Genomic DNA, 2,500 nt, shown 5'->3' on the forward strand with positions numbered 1-2,500 from the left:
TAATTGGGAAATCTCATCTTGAGGGGGGCTTCACGCTTAGATGCTTTCAGCGCTTATCCCTTCCGCACATAGCTACCCAGCTATGCTCCTGGCGGAACAACTGGTACACCAGCGGTGCGTCCATCCCGGTCCTCTCGTACTAAGGACAGCTCCTCTCAAATTTCCTACGCCCGCGACAGATAGGGACCGAACTGTCTCACGACGTTCTGAACCCAGCTCGCGTACCGCTTTAATGGGCGAACAGCCCAACCCTTGGGACCTACTTCAGCCCCAGGATGCGATGAGCCGACATCGAGGTGCCAAACCTCCCCGTCGATGTGGACTCTTGGGGGAGATAAGCCTGTTATCCCCAGGGTAGCTTTTATCCGTTGAGCGATGGCCCTTCCATGCGGAACCACCGGATCACTAAGCCCGACTTTCGTCCCTGCTCGACTTGTAGGTCTCGCAGTCAAGCTCCCTTATGCCTTTGCACTCTTCGAATGATTTCCAACCATTCTGAGGGAACCTTGGGGCGCCTCCGTTACTCTTTAGGAGGCGACCGCCCCAGTCAAACTACCCACCTGACACTGTCCCCGAACCGGTTCACGGTCCTAGGTTAGAACTCCGATACGAACAGGGTGGTATCCCAACGGCGCCTCCACCTAAGCTGGCGCTCAGGCTTCTCAGGCTCCCACCTATCCTGTACAGTCCGTACCAAAGTCCAATATCAAGCTGTAGTAAAGCTCCATGGGGTCTTTCCGTCTTGTCGCGGGTAACCTGCATCTTCACAGGTATTAAAATTTCACCGGATCTCTCGTTGAGACAGCGCCCAAGTCGTTACGCCATTCGTGCGGGTCAGAATTTACCTGACAAGGAATTTCGCTACCTTAGGACCGTTATAGTTACGGCCGCCGTTTACTGGGGCTTCGGTTCATAGCTTCGCCTTGCGGCTAACCACTCCCCTTAACCTTCCAGCACCGGGCAGGCGTCAGCCCGTATACTTCGCCTTGCGGCTTCGCACAGACCTGTGTTTTTGCTAAACAGTCGCTTGGGCCTTTTCACTGCGGCCCCCTCGGGCTATTCACCCTACCGAGGCACCCCTTCTCCCGAAGTTACGGGGTCATTTTGCCGAGTTCCTTAACGAGAGTTCTTCCGCGCGCCTTAGAATTCTCTTCCCACCTACCTGTGTCGGTTTGCGGTACGGGCAGCTTCACCTGGCTAGAGGCTTTTCTTGGCAGCATGAAATCAAGACCTTCGGTACTGTAATTTTCCCTCCCCATCACAGCCCAGCCTTAATGATGTGCGGATTTGCCTACACATCGGCCTCACTGCTTGGACGAGCATCCATCAGCTCGCGTCCCTATCCTTCTGCGTCCCCCCATTGCTCATAACGGTTACGCTGGTACAGGAATTTCAACCTGTTGTCCTTCGACTACGCCTTTCGGCCTCGCCTTAGGTCCCGACTTACCCTGAGTGGACGAGCCTTCCTCAGGAACCCTTAGGTTTTCGGCGGACATGATTCTCACATGTCTTTTCGTTACTCATACCGGCATTCTCACTTGTGTACAGTCCAGCAGTCCTCTCGGTCTACCTTCTACCCGGTACACAACGCTCCCCTACCACTACATCTTACGATGCAATCCATAGCTTCGGCAGTATGTTTAGCCCCGTTACATTTTCGGCGCAGAGTCACTCGACCAGTGAGCTATTACGCACTCTTTAAATGGTGGCTGCTTCTAAGCCAACATCCTGGTTGTCTGGGCAACTCCACATCCTTTCCCACTTAACATACATTTAGGGGCCTTAGCTGATGGTCTGGGCTGTTTCCCTCTTGACAATGGACCTTAGCACCCACTGTCTGACTCCCGGATATAAGTACATGGCATTCGGAGTTTGACTGAACTTGGTAACCCTTGGCGGGCCCCGCATCCAATCAGTGCTCTACCTCCACGACTCTTTACTCCGAGGCTAGCCCTAAAGCTATTTCGGGGAGAACCAGCTATCTCCGAGTTCGATTGGAATTTCTCCGCTACCCCCACCTCATCCCCGCACTTTTCAACGTGCGTGGGTTCGGGCCTCCAGTGCGTGTTACCGCACCTTCACCCTGGACAGGGGTAGATCACACGGTTTCGGGTCTACGCCTACGTACTTATTCGCCCTATTCAGACTCGCTTTCGCTTCGGCTCCAGCTCTTCACCTTAACCTTGCACGCAAACGTAACTCGCCGGTTCATTCTACAAAAGGCACGCCATCACCCATAGAAAGGGCTCTGACTTCTTGTAAGCACACGGTTTCAGGTTCTATTTCACTCCCCTTCCGGGGTGCTTTTCACCTTTCCCTCACGGTACTGCTTCACTATCGGTCACCAGGGAGTATTTAGCCTTAGCAGATGGTCCTGCCAGATTCCCACGGGGTTTCACGTGTCCCGCGGTACTCGGGATCCGTCTCGGAGGGCATTTACTTTCGATTACAGGGCTTTTACCTTCTATGGCGGGCCTTTCCAGACCTCTTCGTCTAATAA

The 2,500-nt window shown here is 53.9% G+C and carries 1 rRNA gene (cut by a window edge); it reads right to left on the reverse strand.

The window, feature by feature from the left end:
- Window positions 1-2,500, reverse strand: a 23S ribosomal RNA gene (locus tag PBN151_RS30110) (its annotated part continues 331 nt past the right edge of the window); the annotation flags it as partial.

The sequence above is a fragment of the Paenibacillus sp. NAIST15-1 genome (assembly GCF_001894745.1).
Taxonomy (GTDB): domain Bacteria; phylum Bacillota; class Bacilli; order Paenibacillales; family Paenibacillaceae; genus Paenibacillus_B; species Paenibacillus_B suaedae.